The following is a 14,901-nucleotide window of genomic DNA, read 5'->3' on the forward strand; positions in this document are numbered from 1 at the left end:
GCCAGGGGAGCTTCTGCCTGGGGATCTTTTGCCTGGAGGACTTCTGCTGCTAAGGGGGGTGCCAGAGGGGCCTCTGCTAGGGCCTGCTAGGGGGTTTTTTACCAGAGGTTGGGTTTGAGGGGCTTGGTGTGAGAAGGCTTGGTGTTGTAGGGTTTGGTGTGTGGGGGATTAGTGTGAGACGTCTTGTGGTAAAGAAGGTTGTTGCTCGTGTGGTTCCGGTTAAAGGGTTTATGATCAGGCCGTTTGCCCAGCCAAAGGGTGGGGCTTTCCTTTTTGTTGCAGGTTCAGTTTTTTTGGGGCTGGCAGGAACAGTTTTTATCAGTTCTGCTTTTGTTCAACCGGCTATGGCTCAGGCCTTAGCTCGGGCAGTATCCTCTTCTGACCAAGAGAGGGGGCAAGATCAGCCAAAGCAGAGGGCTGAGGAGCATATTGTTGTTAAACAAGAGCGCCCAGCCCTATCCTACCAGACAGAGACAGGGGGCAAGTTGGGGCTTTCCCTGCAGCACAATCCGGCGACGATTTCTGTCATTTCCGATCGGGAAATGGCTCGAAAAGGCACCCAAATTTCGAGCGAGGCTTTACAGCTTGCCCCAGGAGTACAATCTTCCAATGCTTCGCCGGGGGATCCATGCCAAGTTGTGGTGCGGGGGTTTTCTGAAACCCAGGTTATGATCCAGCGAGATGGTATTTATATGGGCCCCACTTCTATGACATGCCGCTTGCAAAATACTTTTCACTTCCAGTCTATAGAACTGCTCCAGGGGCCTGCTTCTGTTTTTCAAGGGCAGGGGGCTGTGGGGGGGATTGTGGATATGCGCTATAAACTGCCTGTTCTTAATCAGTTTCATGCCAACGCGCTGACCTCTTACGGCAGTTTTAATACAGCCAATCTCGGTGGTGATGTGAATATTCCCTTGGCCGAAACACTTGCCATGCGGGTTGATTATAGCCATATGACCTCGGATTATTTTGTAAGTGGAGCTAACCCCCGTAATGATGATCTGACGGTTTCCCTATTGTGGAAGCCGGTGGAAGAATTTACAGCTCGTCTTACGGTGGATTATGCAACCGATCAACTGCCAACCTATTTCGGAACCCCTCTGGTGCCTTCTGCCCGGGTGTCCGATACGGTTGGGGGGATGCTGTCCTCTAGCCAGGGGTTAGGCGTGAGCCGCTCCAGCCTGTATCGCTATTACAATGTGGGCAATGCCCAGGCGACCTCACAGAATGTATTGCCTACACTCCATCTGGACTGGCAGATGACCCCTGATATTTCTCTTCATAGCCGTACATATTTTGTTTATTCCAAACGGCGCTGGCAGAATGCCGAGGTTTATAGCTTTGTTGATGGGCCTGGTGGAACAGATTCCTATGGAAATGCTGTTCCAGAGGGGGATATTGGGCGTGATCGTTTTTATGTTTATCAAAACCAGCATCAGGTTGGGCAGGAGTTTCATGCCAAGATTGAGTCTGATCTCGATGCAGGATTGCAAAATACCTTAGTGGTCGGGGCTCAGGCAGATTATTTCAGGTTTCTCCGCCAGCGGGGTTTTCCTACCACAGGAGATTATGCCGATTCTGTTTCGTTGGCCGATCCGCAAAATGGCCTGTGGGAGAACTTGCCGGGATTGTACCCTTCCTTCAAGTCCCCTACCACCTATCTTAACACGGCCATGTTTTTGGAAGATGTGGTGACTATACAGAAAAAATTGCGCCTGATCGGGGGCTTTCGGTATGACTGGATGCATCTTGATCGGCAAAATTTTAACCGTGATGGCCGCTTTAATGAGGCTACCAGCTTCAAGGGAAATTACTTTCCGGCAAATTTCCGGTTGGGGGCAGTTTATGATGTTATGCCGTATGTCAGCACATATGCTTCGTTTTCTACAGGGGAAGATCCCCCAGGCTCTAACCTATTCTTGGCCAATAAGGGTGATTTTGAAGGTTTGAGCCACTCTTATCAGGAAGAAATAGGCATTAAGGCCGACCCCTGGCGTGGCGTGTTTGTGACCTCGCTGTCGTTTTATAATATCGACCGGACAAAAATCCTCACCACTATTGACCGCAATACCGTTACCACAGGTGGAAGCCAGCTTTCACGGGGGGTAGAATGGCAAGGTGTGCTCCATCCTTTGCAAGATTTTACGCTGGATGCCAATGTGGCTTATGTCTATACCCGCTATGGTCGTAATTTCCATGTGGGAGAGATTGATGCCTCAGGCAACAAGGTTCCCAACGTGGCTCCTGTTGTTGCCAATCTATGGGGTATTGTCTCTCATGTGGGGGAAATGCCGCTGGATTTAGGCGTAGGCTTGCGCTATGTGGCTGCTCGCCGGGGGGATTATGCCAATACTCTCCGGATGAATGGGTATGCCCTGGTTAACTTATTTGCGGCCTGGCACGCTCATGAGTATTTAACCGTGTATGGGCGTATTAACAATGTGGGGAATAAGCGTTATGTCCGTTGGGCCGATGTCAGCTACCCTTCTGAGGTTTTTTTGGGAGAGCCTCGCTCTTTTACCATTAGTGCACAAGCCAGTTTTTAGCCACCCTTTCGCACTTAGCATCTGTATTTGGTACCCATACTCGGAGAATTTTAGCCTAGAGAAATCAAAGAAACCCTTATTTTGCAGTCTTTTTTTATATCTACATATCCCTTTTTATGCGTGTTTTTTACCCCTATCTACACCATTTTTACACCATCCTGTAATCTAGTTCTATTATATGAATTTAAAAAACAGGTGTAATTTTGGCTTCATTTATTAAAAGAGGTTTGTCATGGAGAGCCATGATAGTAAAAAAGGGTCAGAGAGTAAATGCAACGTTTGACACTTTGCAAGAAGCTAAAGAGTGGGCCTTGTATGCAGAGTCGTCTATTTTGGCAGGGGAGAAACTAGCTCAAGAGGTAAAGCCTGTTTCTAAAGGTGAAACGCTTGCTAATTTATGCGCAAGATATGCTGTAGAAGTGTCACTTCATAAAAGAGGGCAAAGATGGGAAAAATTGAGGTTAAATGCATATAAGAAATATATAGCATTCAATAAGCCCATTCAGGAACTACAACCTTTGGATTTAGCTCTCTGGAGAGATGAGAGATTAAAATCTGTAAGTTCTGCAACAGTGAACAGAGATTTGAATTTAATTTCTGCCGTGATTACGCATTCAATGAAAGAATGGCGTGTTCCAGTTTTAGTTAATCCTGTGAGCCTTATTCGTCGGCCTAAAGACCCGCCTGCCCGTAAGAGAAGAATCTCTCATGAAGAGAGAAATATTATAGTCTCTGCTTTAGGATGGGACATGAATACTCCTCCCGTTACACAAAGGGATTATGTCGCTTTTGCTTTTTTATTGGCACTGGAAACGGCGATGAGGCGGAGTGAAATATTATCTTTAATCTGGGAAGATGTTTTTATTGAACAGCGATATGTTCATTTAAAAATGACAAAAAATGGTGAAGAAAGGGACGTACCCTTATCCTCAAATGCTTTAAAACTAATAAACATATTGCCTATCGGTAGACCATCTGAAAGGTTAGTTCCTATTGAACCTGGGTATTTAACAACAACATTTAGAAAAGTTAAAATAGAAGTTGGGTTAAAAGATTTAAGATTTCACGACTCCAGAAGAGAAGCCGCGACTGAATTATCAAAGCGGCTCTCTAATGTTTTGGAGCTGGCAGCTGTCACGGGGCATAAATCTTTGAAAATTCTTCAGGGATATTACAGACCTGATCCAACTTTTCTGGCTAAAAAGTTGGAATAGACCTGGGCCTACCCATTTTAATGGCTTTGTCGTTAGTTGTGTTTCTGTAGAATTCTTTTACAGTTTTTTCATCCCAACGAAGAAACTGTATGTTTGGGACACAGGGTGGAAGTTTTTCAGGTGTTTTGCATCTATATTTATAGATAGTTTTTTGACTACATTTTAAAAAATCCGCTAGTTCTTTAATAGTCCACAGCGACTCACTCATTTGTTTTCTACCTTGAGTTGACTTTGCCCCCAGAAAGCATCATCGTCCATGACTTCACCTTTGAAGATAACAATGCCTTTAACCATATGTGAGAAATCGTGTGCGCTTATAGTTTGAGAGTTAAATCGTGAGCGACGGTTAGTAATGTGAGAAACACCGATCAACTTGTTCGAGATGTTTACGGTTTTTCCGCCAATATCGTAGCATTCGTAAATTTCGGTTTTCTTATTGATTTCCATTAGATAGAAACCGTTGTGAGAAAAACTATCCGCAGGCAGCCACCCGATGATATCGTTCTCGTTAATGTAAGACCCGTGGTTGGTATTATCAGCGCGTATATATTGGATTTTTGGGTTTTTGAAGAATAAATTGTTATCAGTTTTCTTTTGAACAGAAACGGAGGTTCTTACTTTAAAATAGCCATTCACCAGTTGGCGTTGAATTTTCCATGCTTTTTCATCAGTGAACGATTTGACAAGCATAAGGTAACCAGTTTCTGTAAGGAGAATACCTTTTGGTGTACGAGGGGGGAAAATACCTGTTAACGACTGAGTACGAATTTCGTACCCAGTCACTTCGAAATAGTCTTCGTTGAGAACAAGCCGCTTTTTGTTTTCATTAAAATTGCGTTTAGCAGTGCCTTTTGCTCTCTCATGAATTAGGTCAACCATCTCCAGTGTTAAAACAGGTCTTTCCTTGTATTCTACAACCTTGAATTCTTTGTCTTCAACGGTAATAATTTCTTGATGTGTCATAGGTTCTTGCTCCAGCATCAGTGAATTTTTTTATTTTTTAAATAGGTTTGTAGAAAACTGATGTGATAGTCGAGTTCTTCATGAAATTTTTCTGAAAAGCCAAGGTTGGTAAAGAACGCGATCGTGTCTTTACGGTAATGTCTGTAGAAATCGCTCTGTTCGTTTTCATCGCAGAGTACTATCAGGTCGTTCCATTTTTTTAACTTTTCAAAAATGGTCAGTATGTATAGAAAATCTTCTTTTTGGCAGGCTAGGTAGCCAATGTCGTTTTTCCAGAAAAAACTTCTAGCTATTGATACGGCCTGCGGGTCAAGGTTTTGCATACCAATACCCTCTACATAAACATGCATATGTTATTCTCCCTAAGAATTATAGAGAGGTAGTAACTATATTAGTTACCAAAGGTCAATATAATAGTTACTTAAATTACTTCCAAACCCATTTACCAATTACCCGGCCTTTAATAGTAATTTCATCAAGTTTTTTATTATAGGAACTATAGGCTGGATTTATACTGCTTATTTTTACAACAGTAGGATCACTACTCAGGATGATTTCTAGTCTTTTAAGAATAACAGTGTAACCATCCCATATGGCATATATACCAGGGGGAGAAGGAATATTTTTGGATAAATCAACTAGGACTTTTTCACCAGAATAATAATCTGGTTCCATACTATCTCCCTCTACTTTTAGGATTATTAATGAAGAAGAGTTTGTAAAAGATTTTATATACTCTAAAGGTATCACCCAGTTGCTGGTGTTAATATTTTTTAGAGAACAGTCGTATTCAGGAATTAAAGCTGACTCTGTTCCTTGGGAAATACTTTCTTTTGTTGTAGTAGGTTGATCTATTCCCATTAAATATGATGGAGAGACGTTTAACACAGCAGAAATTCTCTTTGCCCAGTGGGAACTAAGGCTAGTTTTTCCATGCCGTAATTTAAATATCGTTTGTTTGGTGGTGTTAAGAGCCGATGCAAGTTGCGGATCATTGAGACCTGCCGCAATCATAGCCTTTTCAAGTCGTTGAGAAGGAGAGCTGTTATCAGTTTTGTTCATATGAGAGATAATAACTTCGGTTTCTTTTTTTGTCAGAAACTTAATTATTGACTATAGTAACTAAAATAGTTACTATTTTGAAATGCAACTTAATGACTGGTTACTTAAAAACAAAATTAGCAAAAGTAGATTCGCTCAAATATCAGGTATCAATCATAAACAATTGGTTGGGCGATACACAAACGGAACTTCGTTTCCTAGCTCACTAAACTTGTCACGAATTTCTTTTGCGACGAGGGGTGAGGTTACGGCTAACGATTTTTTAGAACTGTTTTTAGAAAAACAAAAGGCGTGAAGCAGCTTCGAAACACCTTCACGCCCCGACTGATAGGACAGCCAATGTATTGTATAATAATAAACAGTTCTGCTGTCGATAACAATCTTTTCCTTGAGAAGAGATCATGACATGAGGCGGGCCGATCGGCAGAAAATCCTTGATTATTTTATGGATAACTGGGATTTCAGGGCTCTTTCGCCAGAAGCCACCTTACTGTGGTTTGATCTGGCTTTTTATTTACACGAACGGGATTTAACAACCCTCTCAGCACAGCTGGCCAAAGGTAATGTGCTGGATGATCTTTTCTCCAGGAATAGAACATCATCTTGTGTGCGTTCTGTAGAAGAACTGTGCAGATTTTCTCTGATTAGGAGAGAGGATGATGGAAGCATGGTGTGCTGTTTCCTTGAAGACCTACAGCAGGTCAGAGAAGCCAGGGACCAGAAAAGACAGAAACCTATTGTCGATGAAGGTCAACAGCTTTTGGTATCTGCACAGGCTCATGGAGATCGTCGCTCCCTAACCAGTCGTGAGAATGGCCGGAAGGGGGGAAGGCCACCAAAACAAAGGAGCGGTAATCAACCTTCTCTTTTGTTGCCAATTGCTGGTGGTAATCAACCAGTTCATAACCTAAAAAACCTGATTCATCTGGAAAACAGGTTTTTAGGTTTTCAAAAACCAGATGAAACGCAGGGTTTTTCACAAAAAATAGGTTATTTAGGTTTTCCTAAAGAGAAAGAAAAAGAAATATATATAAACTCTTCTTTTTCTTCTTCTCCTTCAAAAGGTGAGAAACCTAATTTCAAACCCACGCAAACAAATGTTTCTGACGATCTGATTGTCTTTGCCAGTCACTGTATGGATCGAGCTGGAATACCCAAGAATTCGTCTTCTGTCAGAAATCAGCTCTGGCAGGTTCAGCAATGGTTGAATGAGGGCGTAACAGAGCAAACTATCCTTGAAGCGATTGGCTATTTAACGGCTAAAATGCAGAAAAATGGGCAGACGCCGGATCATTTAGGGGCTTTTTGCAAAACAGTAGAAACCTTTCAACAACAGGAAAACGCTGTTGCTGCTGTTATGCCCACTATAGAGCAGGCAAAAGAGGAAGATCTTCTGGCCAAAGAAACCTTCAGGAAGGATTTTCTGGCATGGCAAAAACGATATGAATTCTCTCATGATTTTACTGAACTTGCAAAAATGCCTCGACTGGAAAATTACCTCTCCAGAAAATCTGCCTAATGAAAGAATTTTACTACGCATAAGTTAAGGAAGTGCTGAACAGATATGACAACCCTCTATATTGCTGAAAAACCCTCTGTAGCCCGTGTTCTGGCTGATGAGCTGGGTAAGGAAGTTCAGAAAGAAGGCTATATCCAGTGTAAGAACGATGTGCTGGTGACATGGTGTTTTGGTCATCTTTTAGAGCAGGAAGAGCCTGATTCTTATCTCCCAGAGACCGTACCGGTAGGACGGAATGGTCGTAAGCTTTGGCGGAAAATTGATCTGCCGATTATTCCCACCACGTGGATACTCAAACCCCGTAAGGATGCCTTCAGGCAGTTCAAGATCATTCGTGACCTGTTAAAACAGGTTAAAACCGTTGTTCATGCCGGTGACCCTGACAGGGAAGGACAGCTGCTTGTTGATGAGGTTTTGGAGTATTGCCGTTTTAAAGGGGTGATCAAGCGCTACTGGGCAAGTGCACAGGATGAGGCCTCTGTCCGTAAGGCTTTATCAACTTTGACTGATAATACAGATTTTTTAGGATGGAGCCATGCAGCACTGGCACGTTCCCGCGCGGATTGGCTTATTGGCGAACTGCACCCGTGCCTATACGTTGTCCGCCCGTGATCAGGAGGTTAATCAGCTGTTGGTAGCTGGGCGGGTGCAGACTCCAACATTAAGCCTTGTCGTTAGCAGGGACAAAGAGCGGGAGCATTTCAGGGTAAAGTCCTATTATGCACTCTCTGGTCTGTTTTATTGCCCCGATGAAGCAGGGCAGGTTATAGCCCGGTGGAAGCCGCGTAATGGGCAGGAGGGATGCGATGAAGAAGGTCGTATCATTTAACAAGGAATTGGCAGACAGGCTGTGTAAGACACTCTCCAGTCAATCTGCTTGCCTAACCAGCCTTACCGAAGAAGACAAAAAGCAGGCATGTCCTAAAGGGTTGTCTGGAGCTGATATCGCTATACTGGCTTCTAAGAAGTGGGGCTATACAGCCCAACAGACATTGGATGCCACTCAATCACTCTATGAGAAAAAACTGATCACTTACCCACGGACAGATTCCTCTTTCTTGCCCCAAAGCCAGTTTGGCGAGGCAGGTGAGGTGCTGGACTGTGTCTGGAAGAATAACCCAGATGAAGTTCTGTGGCAGAAGGCCAATCCTGCTTTAAAATCCCGTATCTGGAATGACCAGAAGGTCACAGCCCATCATGCCATTATTCCCACGCGACATAAAGGGAACAGGTCGGTATTAAAACCCGAGGAGAGAAATATCTATCAGGCTATTTGCCAGAACTATGTGACCCAGTTCTTCTCAGACTATCGTTACAAGCTGAAGACGGCGCTCTTTGAGGTTGAGGGAGAGCAGTTTGTAGCCACTGGCCGGACTGTAACACAGATGGGCTGGAAAGTGCTCTATCAGGATCAGCAGAGTGACAATGACCACAATACTGAAAAGGAAGATGCTGTTTTCCCCATTTCTCTTACTGAAGGCATGAATGTGTTATGTCATGAAGTTACCAGTGAGACAAAGCAGACCAAGCCTCCAGAAGCCTTTACAGAAGGCAGTCTGATACAGGCAATGATCAATATTCAGAAATATGTTTCCGATACCAGGCAGAAAGCCTTGCTGAAAGAAACTGACGGGATTGGTACTGCTGCAACCCGTGCAGCCATTATTGAAGAGCTGGTCAGGAAGGGGTATCTGGAGCGTAAGAAGAAAAGTGTGATCAGTACAGCTATAGGCCAATTGGTGATTGAGTGTCTGGAAGGCATATTAACACAGCCCGCCATAACCGCACTATTTGAGCGCCGTCTCAGGGAAATACAGGATGGGAAAGAAGAAGAGAACCGGTTTCTGGCCAGTATTTACGACCTAATCAATAAGGAAATGGAAAAGGCTTTTACCAGGTCATATACAGAGTCTCATAACTCTGTTTTAAACCGTAGGGGAGTAAGTCAAAGTAAGGTTGATAAAAACTTGTCAGAGACAACCTTTGCATGCCCAGATTGTAGCAAGCTCCTTGTCAGGAGAGAGGCCTGGAGCAGTACAAAGAAAAACCCCCGTTACTGGTGGGGGTGTAGTGGCTTTCCATCTTGCAGGACCATGTTTTTTGATAAAAATAATGCGCCTGATTTTTCTTCAAAATAAGGAAAATTCCAAATTAATACCTTTTTGATGCATACAGCTTCGGACAACTCCAATAGTGAATCACGTTTAATGTCTCTGGGGTTTGAATAGACTCTTGTTTGAGTGTTTGATTTTTTAAGGCTAAATTCTTTTTGTAAAAATATTGCTTTTTAAAATGCTAAATAATCGTTATCGTTTTTTGCTTTCTTCTTCGAGAAGAATTTTTTTCATTTCCTCAATAGAAAAAGGGATTTTTTTTTTGTGTATCATAGCGTGACAGTTAGGACAAACAGGACGCAAATCTTTTATAGGATCAACTGTATTCTTTATACTAATTTGTGAAATAGGTACAATATGATGTACGTGAATAAAATTTTCTCCTACTTCACCATATTTTTCTTTAAAATCCAAATCACAAACTAAACATTTACAACCATAATAATGAATAAATCTGGCTCTAGCTTCTTTATTTCTTTCATAAGTATTTGTAACACTTTGTTTTTTATTACTCTCATAGAATAATTCATCTATGTCATCAAAATAAATAAATTCACTTTCACTTGCTTCTTCTACTTTATTTTGACCTAATAATGTTATTTTCCATACACCATGACCTGAGTCTTCTTTTTTATATAAATATCCATAACCAACTAAATTTTGCTTTGCCCATCGAACACGATTTTTCCAATGTGATTCTTCATTTTTCCGAGGGTCTTTTTGTTCTTTAAATGTTAAATTAAAATGCTCAGCTAATGGTGCATAGCAATCATTGGCCTTGATCTCACCCTTTGATCTATATATTAAATTTAGAAGGGGAAGCTCGATTTTAGATTGGGTAGGTAAAGACATAATCACCTTATAAAAAATGTATAAAGTAGATTGTATGAGTGTGTTTGAAAATTTTAAACACAAAAAACTAGTAAGTAATAATATTTGTTATGAATTACAAAAAAAGTGTAGAACTTTAAAAGTAGGAAATAAACTATTATGTCAGCCTATTTAGAGAAGCGAAATGTTGTGTCTCTTGAAAAGCTTATTACGGAAGAGAGATATTTGAGGACGAAACTCAAAATATTAACAAAGAATTATTGAGAGAACATATGATTTAAAAAATAAAAAATTTACCAAAAATCATGAATATATGTAGGAAAAATTAAGCATATATAACCAGTAAATTTTGAGCTTCGAACTACCCCAATATTGAAGGGGTGTCGAATTTAGAGTAACTGGTATTGGTAAGAGGAGTGCATGTGTTGCTTTTGCAATTAAAATGTATTTTTCCTGTTTTAAGCTTTATTTTAGATTATTATTCCACCTTCAAGTCTTCTGTCTTACTGACCCACCAAGAACAAACAACTCAACTTTCAATGCACGATTTGAAATTCAGATTCTAGCCATTGGCAATGGCCATCTGTAGCCAAACGAGAGTGGAAAGAAATCTATGCTGGCAGTGAGCAGGTCAGACATATTCTAGGTATCTCCTCTTCTCTCTGGTTCCATGCTAATCAGGTTTTTGGCGTAAGAATTAGTGCTTTTTTTATTGTAGGGCATGTATTTTGATATTAAAAAGTTGAGTAAATGTTGTATAACAAAGTAATAATTTTCTTTGATAATAATTAATTTATAATTCTTGATGAATATATAGGATCATCTAAAAAAAATCCCTTTTTAGATGAATTAAGAAAAAAATTATTAAAAGCTTCTACAATTGAAAAAATTTTACCTGAAAACGAACAAAAATTAAAATACTTAAAAGTATATTACGATCAATTAAAAAAAATTATTGAGTGGTTAGTGCGTGATCCTAATTATTGGGTTCAATACGCTATGGCGCATCTGTCTCATAAAAGTTTAGATTATGCAAAAAAACATTTAGAAACGGCAAAAAATCTAGCAAAAAATATTGAGAATTATAATACTGATTCTATAGATACTCAAACAGCTCGTCTATATTTATTATTGTCTCTTCAAGAAACTGATCAAAATAAAATTTTTCAAAGTTTTAAAGAGGCTCATGATCTTCTTATAAAAATTTCTAATACTATTTATAGATACAGACAAGTTTTAATATATAAAGATTTTTATGATGTAGCATATACGAGACTTTCCACAAAAAACAAAGTTAATTTTAAAGCTTGTTGTGAAGAAATGAAAAAAGAACTGGAAGAATATAGAGCTAAAAATAGTAATAATTGGGTTTCCGAAAATTGTTATGAATTTTTACAAAAAATCACTTAGAATTATATTGGTTAGGGAGTGTTTGGTTTTTCTTCAGCATTTTTTTAGCTAGCTTTGCTTTTTTGATAGCAGTTACAAGCAGATCTTTTTATAAAAATTATGAACATTTGCCAATAGGGGGATTAGTTACAGGCATAAGAAGACGGTTGTTGATTTTTCAGATAAAAAAATTTCTTGTTATGAGTGCTTGAGAATAATGATTACTATTACGGTTAATTGTTAAAGGATTGTGTATACTTAAAATTTCTCTGAGTATAATAACAGTGTTTACCTATAATGTTATAAATTTTTATTTCGTAGCTAAATAAAAAATGTCTTAATAGGGTTCACCCTATTGGAACCAATTGTCAGGTTCCATAGGCTTTTACAAAACTGTTCCAATAGAACATATATATTATTTTGATACATAATTTTATTGTAATCTAAGGCTTTATTGGAACAGTTCTCATGATTGTAGGTTATGCTTGTACCTCAACACCAGATCAGGTTAATGATTTAGAAATCCAGAAAGAAGAACTTTCAAAATCAAGAGCAGAAAAACTGTTTTACGAATTTACTTCTGCTAAAAATTCAAAGAGGCCACAGTTAAAAGCGGCCCTTGAATTTTTGAGAGAGGGTGATGTGTTTGTCGTTACCCGTCCCGACAGGCTGTGCTCGCTCAACAAGAGACCTTCTAGGCATTATTGATGATCTGGAGAAAAGAGGTATTGATCTGATAGTATTAAGTATGGGTAGCCAGAAACTTGATACAAGGACATCAACAGGCAAGCTTATGATTACAGTGATTGGAGCGATGGCTGCCTTTGAGCGGGAGTTGCTTCTGGAACGTCAGAAAGAGGGTATTGCTCTTGCTAAAGCGCAGGGAAAATATAAGGGTAGAAAGCCCGCAGTCATGGCAAAAACAGAAGATGTTATAAAGCTGAAAAAGGAGGGTTTAAGCATTGTTACTATCGCCGAGATCGTTGGAATACCAAGAAGCAGCGTCTATAGATGCCCAAATAAAAATTATTAATAGGGAATGAGTTAAAACAGAAATCGTGTCAGGATAACATGAAAAAGAACGCCAACTATTACGCTAAGGATCAAGTTTTTACTATACCAGGCGGTTAGTAAAACAGGGATTGCTGCTAATATATTAGCATTATATAGAGTAAAATTTTCATTTTTGGTAAGGAACAGAGCTGGTACTGTAATACTGGAAATGACAGCCGCCGGGATATATTCAATGATAGCATTAATATAACCAGGCATTTTTTCTGGTCTGATATGTAGGGGAATCAGTCTGATGGCGAATGTAATAACCATCATGGAAAAAATGACAATCAGGAGGAAAATTTCTTGAGGCATATACCAACTCCACACCCTATAGCTGTTGCTACGAAGACATTTAATGGTGAAACGTGAATAAAATTTATCCCAATGGTAGTTACTATAGAAACCAGGGCAACGATACGTTTACCTGTGGTGTTGCAAAGTGCTACCAAAACAAAAAGCATCATGGCTGTTAAAGCATAATCGAGCCTGAAGCTGATGAATTTTTTGAGGTATTGGGAGGCAAGGGCACCACTAAGACCACCCGCTATCCATGCGAGATGGCAGAATGTATTAAAGCTCAGCAGATAACTTGCAGCAGTAGAAAGACCATTTTCAATTCTTTGGCTATGCATGGCGAAAGATTCATCTGTAAGACCAAAAGCATAGAGAGACTTTTTTAACCCCGACATTTTAATGGAGCTGATTTTTTTTGCCATGTACATAGACATTAACATATGGCGTGAATTGATCAGGAATGTAGAGAGTAAAATTGGGATCAGGGTTGTGCCAGATGTTAGCAACGCCAGTGCGGCAAATTGAGAAGCTCCAGCATAAACAAACAGGCACATAGCAGGTGCAAACCATACTGGTAGGCCAACATTCAGGCACATTACACCAAAAACAAAGGCCACCATAAAATAACCGGCCATAATTGGAGAAGCGTGAAGCAGGCTTTCCCTAAGGTCGCTTTTTACATCTGGTATAGTATTGTTTAGAGATCGAGTTCGCATGTGGTTTCTCCTACTGTTGGCAGAAACCCAAAAGAGCTCCAGAATTTATATGCAGTCTTGTTTTTGTTGTCAATAAATAGAAAAACACGTTTAATACCATTGTCGTAAAAATCAGAAAGCATTGCTTTTGTTAAAGCTGTGCCAATTTTATTGTTTCTGAACAGGGGTGATACGGCAATATGGTTGAGTGTTGCCCGAGTTCCCATAAACCCTCCAATAATAACGCCAATAATAGTGTGATTATTTTTTTTGGCTAAATAGCAACGTGAACTGTCGGAATGAAGAACATTTCTGATATGTTCTTCATCTTGCCAGTCACAGAAAGAAATTTCCTTAAAAAACTGTAAGAATGATACAATTTTAGAAGTATCATCAGAATTAGCCTTGGATATGGTAAATTTATCCGTAGATTTGCTTTTAGTAGTATATTCTATATGGATATTATTTGATGATGTCATATTCTGATCCCGGCCTAGAGAAAGATACAGCAATAATCTGCCGAAAACCCATTTGGGTGTCAGTTGGGTTAATAGCCGGAGTTACGTAATGTAACATTTCACGATCAAGAAAAAATGTAGTGTCTAATATATTTTGATAAGTACCAGAATCAACCAGTATTTCGTCTTTAGTAAAAATCTGGCTTTGGGCTCCTTCGACGTTGTGACGTCCCCAGAAATGCACACCACTAAAAGGATAACCGTCACAATGAATTCCTTCAGGGGTAATTTCAATTTTTTGATCTGGTTTAATTTCAATCCTTATCTGGTGTATCTGACATTGCCATGTTTCGGTATGAAGTTTTTCTGGAAGAACTTCCTTATAGACATTGAAATCGATTTTTACTAAGGATTGTAATATAGGTGATGTTATAATGTTATTATCGAAATCATTAAAATGTCTCTCAATCCCACCTACATATTTATTATGAATGAGGGACTGCTCATAAGCTCGGTGTTCAAGTTGAGTCAATTGATGTGTTACAGGGTTATAATTAAAGTCACTATATCGACGATAACGTGTTCCGTGTTTTGCCTGACCATAGAATTGATCAACACCCATATCTTCCCAACTTTTGGTAAATTTAACAAAATTATCAAATTCACCGTTGAGGGTGAAATCAGAACCTGAAATGGTTACTGTTTTATCCCTTCGGAGATTGTGACCGATGCTTCTGTTGTTAAGGTGTAACATATATAT

At 39.8% G+C, this 14,901-nt stretch carries 17 protein-coding genes; 9 read left to right on the forward strand and 8 right to left on the reverse strand.

Features of this window, described 5'->3' with window-relative positions; genetic code table 11:
• Positions 1-128 precede the first annotated feature (128 nt).
• Both JGUZn3_RS05910 and JGUZn3_RS05915 read left to right on the forward strand, forming a co-directional pair.
• Entirely contained in the window at positions 129-2,546 is a 2,418-nt protein-coding gene (locus JGUZn3_RS05910) for a TonB-dependent receptor (RefSeq protein WP_203412671.1), read from the forward strand.
• 203 nt (positions 2,547-2,749) lie between these two features.
• Complete coding sequence (locus JGUZn3_RS05915) at positions 2,750-3,760, forward strand: tyrosine-type recombinase/integrase (RefSeq protein WP_203412672.1); 1,011 nt, start codon at positions 2,750-2,752, stop codon at positions 3,758-3,760.
• A 204-nt stretch (positions 3,761-3,964) separates the two neighbouring features.
• Here JGUZn3_RS05915 and JGUZn3_RS05920 read toward each other — a convergent pair whose 3' ends face one another.
• The 3 genes from JGUZn3_RS05920 to JGUZn3_RS05930 form a co-directional block, all read right to left on the reverse strand.
• A complete protein-coding gene (locus JGUZn3_RS05920; protein ID WP_203412673.1) occupies positions 3,965-4,723 on the reverse strand; it encodes an ORF6N domain-containing protein in 759 nt (252 codons plus the stop codon).
• Positions 4,724-4,740: 17 nt separating this feature from the next.
• Positions 4,741-5,073, reverse strand: a complete 333-nt coding sequence (locus JGUZn3_RS05925; RefSeq protein ID WP_203412674.1) for a hypothetical protein — start codon at positions 5,071-5,073, stop codon at positions 4,741-4,743.
• Between the two features lie 76 nt (positions 5,074-5,149).
• Positions 5,150-5,785, reverse strand: a complete 636-nt coding sequence (locus JGUZn3_RS05930) for an XRE family transcriptional regulator (RefSeq protein WP_203412675.1) — start codon at positions 5,783-5,785, stop codon at positions 5,150-5,152.
• Positions 5,786-6,191: 406 nt separating this feature from the next.
• On the opposite strand from JGUZn3_RS05930, the gene JGUZn3_RS05935 reads away from it, so the two are divergent.
• The 4 genes from JGUZn3_RS05935 to JGUZn3_RS05950 are packed head-to-tail and all read left to right on the forward strand — an operon-like array spanning position 6,192 to position 9,442.
• Positions 6,192-7,304, forward strand: a complete 1,113-nt coding sequence (locus JGUZn3_RS05935; RefSeq protein WP_203412676.1) for a hypothetical protein — start codon at positions 6,192-6,194, stop codon at positions 7,302-7,304.
• Between the two features lie 45 nt (positions 7,305-7,349).
• Positions 7,350-7,916: a toprim domain-containing protein gene (locus JGUZn3_RS05940; RefSeq protein WP_203412677.1), complete on the forward strand. Its 567-nt coding sequence runs from the start codon at positions 7,350-7,352 to the stop codon at positions 7,914-7,916.
• A complete protein-coding gene (locus tag JGUZn3_RS12625; RefSeq protein WP_203412678.1) occupies positions 7,903-8,133 on the forward strand; it encodes a DNA topoisomerase in 231 nt (76 codons plus the stop codon). Before JGUZn3_RS05940 ends, JGUZn3_RS12625 begins: the two co-directional genes overlap by 14 nt.
• The gene (locus JGUZn3_RS05950; RefSeq protein WP_203412679.1) at positions 8,111-9,442 is read left to right on the forward strand and encodes a DNA topoisomerase; all 1,332 of its coding nucleotides are present in this window, start codon (positions 8,111-8,113) and stop codon (positions 9,440-9,442) included. The genes JGUZn3_RS12625 and JGUZn3_RS05950 overlap by 23 nt, the downstream gene beginning before the upstream one ends.
• A gap of 168 nt (positions 9,443-9,610) precedes the next feature.
• On the opposite strand, the gene JGUZn3_RS05955 is transcribed toward JGUZn3_RS05950, so the two are convergent.
• Complete coding sequence (locus tag JGUZn3_RS05955; RefSeq protein ID WP_203412680.1) at positions 9,611-10,270, reverse strand: winged helix-turn-helix domain-containing protein; 660 nt, start codon at positions 10,268-10,270, stop codon at positions 9,611-9,613.
• A gap of 945 nt (positions 10,271-11,215) precedes the next feature.
• Between JGUZn3_RS05955 and JGUZn3_RS05960 the strand changes: the two genes are divergently transcribed.
• The 3 genes from JGUZn3_RS05960 to JGUZn3_RS05965 all read left to right on the forward strand — a co-directional run bounded on the left by JGUZn3_RS05960 (position 11,216) and on the right by JGUZn3_RS05965 (position 12,671).
• Positions 11,216-11,659: a hypothetical protein gene (locus JGUZn3_RS05960; RefSeq protein ID WP_203412681.1), complete on the forward strand. Its 444-nt coding sequence runs from the start codon at positions 11,216-11,218 to the stop codon at positions 11,657-11,659.
• Between the two features lie 447 nt (positions 11,660-12,106).
• Positions 12,107-12,346: a recombinase family protein gene (locus tag JGUZn3_RS12905; RefSeq protein WP_408871732.1), complete on the forward strand. Its 240-nt coding sequence runs from the start codon at positions 12,107-12,109 to the stop codon at positions 12,344-12,346.
• Positions 12,279-12,671, forward strand: a complete 393-nt coding sequence (locus JGUZn3_RS05965; protein WP_408871733.1) for a recombinase family protein — start codon at positions 12,279-12,281, stop codon at positions 12,669-12,671. Before JGUZn3_RS12905 ends, JGUZn3_RS05965 begins: the two co-directional genes overlap by 68 nt.
• Positions 12,672-12,682: 11 nt before the next feature.
• On the opposite strand, the gene JGUZn3_RS05970 is transcribed toward JGUZn3_RS05965, so the two are convergent.
• Genes JGUZn3_RS05970 through JGUZn3_RS05985 form a run of 4 tightly spaced genes read right to left on the reverse strand, consistent with a single transcriptional unit; the run spans position 12,683 to position 14,895 of the window.
• On the reverse strand, positions 12,683-13,006 hold the full coding sequence (locus tag JGUZn3_RS05970) for an AzlD domain-containing protein (RefSeq protein WP_203412682.1): 324 nt from the start codon (positions 13,004-13,006) through the stop codon (positions 12,683-12,685).
• Positions 12,982-13,704 carry an AzlC family ABC transporter permease gene (locus tag JGUZn3_RS05975; protein ID WP_338030712.1) on the reverse strand — a complete coding sequence of 241 codons (723 nt, stop codon included), beginning with the start codon at positions 13,702-13,704 and terminating at the stop codon, positions 12,982-12,984. The genes JGUZn3_RS05970 and JGUZn3_RS05975 overlap by 25 nt, the downstream gene beginning before the upstream one ends.
• A complete protein-coding gene (locus JGUZn3_RS05980; protein WP_203412684.1) occupies positions 13,686-14,162 on the reverse strand; it encodes a GNAT family N-acetyltransferase in 477 nt (158 codons plus the stop codon). The genes JGUZn3_RS05975 and JGUZn3_RS05980 overlap by 19 nt, the downstream gene beginning before the upstream one ends.
• On the reverse strand, positions 14,146-14,895 hold the full coding sequence (locus JGUZn3_RS05985) for a 2OG-Fe dioxygenase family protein (protein WP_203412685.1): 750 nt from the start codon (positions 14,893-14,895) through the stop codon (positions 14,146-14,148). The genes JGUZn3_RS05980 and JGUZn3_RS05985 overlap by 17 nt, the downstream gene beginning before the upstream one ends.
• Positions 14,896-14,901 lie beyond the last annotated feature (6 nt).

The sequence above is a fragment of the Entomobacter blattae genome (assembly GCF_014672835.1).
Taxonomy (GTDB): domain Bacteria; phylum Pseudomonadota; class Alphaproteobacteria; order Acetobacterales; family Acetobacteraceae; genus Entomobacter; species Entomobacter blattae.

Excerpts from the sequence above, each read along its gene's own strand:
- JGUZn3_RS05920 (WP_203412673.1), bottom strand. The coding sequence starts at position 4,723 with ATGACACATCAAGAAATTATTACCGTTGAAGACAAAGAATTCAAGGTT.
- JGUZn3_RS05925 (WP_203412674.1), bottom strand. The coding sequence starts at position 5,073 with ATGCATGTTTATGTAGAGGGTATTGGTATGCAAAACCTTGACCCGCAG.
- JGUZn3_RS05930 (WP_203412675.1), bottom strand. The coding sequence starts at position 5,785 with ATGAACAAAACTGATAACAGCTCTCCTTCTCAACGACTTGAAAAGGCT.
- JGUZn3_RS05935 (WP_203412676.1), top strand. The coding sequence starts at position 6,192 with ATGAGGCGGGCCGATCGGCAGAAAATCCTTGATTATTTTATGGATAAC.
- JGUZn3_RS05940 (WP_203412677.1), top strand. The coding sequence starts at position 7,350 with ATGACAACCCTCTATATTGCTGAAAAACCCTCTGTAGCCCGTGTTCTG.
- JGUZn3_RS05950 (WP_203412679.1), top strand. The coding sequence starts at position 8,111 with ATGAAGAAGGTCGTATCATTTAACAAGGAATTGGCAGACAGGCTGTGT.
- JGUZn3_RS05955 (WP_203412680.1), bottom strand. The coding sequence starts at position 10,270 with ATGTCTTTACCTACCCAATCTAAAATCGAGCTTCCCCTTCTAAATTTA.
- JGUZn3_RS12905 (WP_408871732.1), top strand. The coding sequence starts at position 12,107 with ATGATTGTAGGTTATGCTTGTACCTCAACACCAGATCAGGTTAATGAT.
- JGUZn3_RS05965 (WP_408871733.1), top strand. The coding sequence starts at position 12,279 with ATGTGTTTGTCGTTACCCGTCCCGACAGGCTGTGCTCGCTCAACAAGA.
- JGUZn3_RS05970 (WP_203412682.1), bottom strand. The coding sequence starts at position 13,006 with ATGCCTCAAGAAATTTTCCTCCTGATTGTCATTTTTTCCATGATGGTT.
- JGUZn3_RS05975 (WP_338030712.1), bottom strand. The coding sequence starts at position 13,704 with ATGCGAACTCGATCTCTAAACAATACTATACCAGATGTAAAAAGCGAC.
- JGUZn3_RS05980 (WP_203412684.1), bottom strand. The coding sequence starts at position 14,162 with ATGACATCATCAAATAATATCCATATAGAATATACTACTAAAAGCAAA.
- JGUZn3_RS05985 (WP_203412685.1), bottom strand. The coding sequence starts at position 14,895 with ATGTTACACCTTAACAACAGAAGCATCGGTCACAATCTCCGAAGGGAT.